This is a genomic window from Vibrio sp. D173a (assembly GCF_030248475.1).
This window is the reverse complement of the sequence record NZ_JAHGAH010001638.1, coordinates 1-720: the sequence shown is the minus strand read 5'-3', so window position 1 is coordinate 720 and position 720 is coordinate 1. Positions and strand designations below refer to the sequence as shown.

The 720-nt window shown below is 39.9% G+C and carries 1 protein-coding gene; it reads right to left on the bottom strand.

Annotated features, from left to right (window positions below):
• Nucleotides 1–451: 451 nt before the first annotated feature.
• A partial coding sequence (locus KIV40_RS35270) for a YqiA/YcfP family alpha/beta fold hydrolase (protein ID WP_285354131.1) occupies nt 452–720 on the bottom strand: 269 nt, incomplete at its 5' end.

Here is a 720-nt window from a genome sequence, read left to right as displayed (position 1 = left end):
ACAATCCTCTACAAAATAAATAAAAAGTGTTCGGCTCGATTACTCCAACCGATAAATTCTGTTTTCTACTCGGAAACCTGCGCTGTCGCTAAAGGAGTGATGTAAATGTATTTGTTGTCCTGTTACCGAGTGTTTAGAGGGGCTCAAACTAAAGTCGTCCGCTTTAGTGTTTTCACATGGATAAAATGGGTCTACCTGAGAGGTAGAGCACAAATAAGTGGGCAAGTTTATGACTCGCTCTCAATTTTTTTTGATATTTATCAAAATATTTTATTACCGAACATTATATAGAGCAAAAACGTGACCGCAACTAAAATCCTTACCTTCAATGAGGTTTCGCAGAAAAAATAGTTAACGTTTGCGTCAGTTGTATTCAGCGGCTCAATTCGTCAGGCAAAAAAAAGCAGCACTCGTCAAAGTACTGCTTTCTCGATCAACATTAAGTCAGGCGTTAGGCGTTCTTAAATGCTTTCATCGCCTGTAAATGCTGGGAAATCTTCTTGAACTTATGGGACTCTTTCTCATCCCAAATGATTTGGTAATAGTCTTCAAGTGCTTCAGCTGTTTTGCTGTTATCGTGGATCTCATCTTCACGAGATAGGACAACCAGACAGCGATCTTTGTTCTTCATGCGATATTGGCTGACACACTTTGTTGCAATATCTTCATACTCTTCAGGTCGGTCAATTCGCCCCATCATGTTCTTTTCAGGCGTTAGGT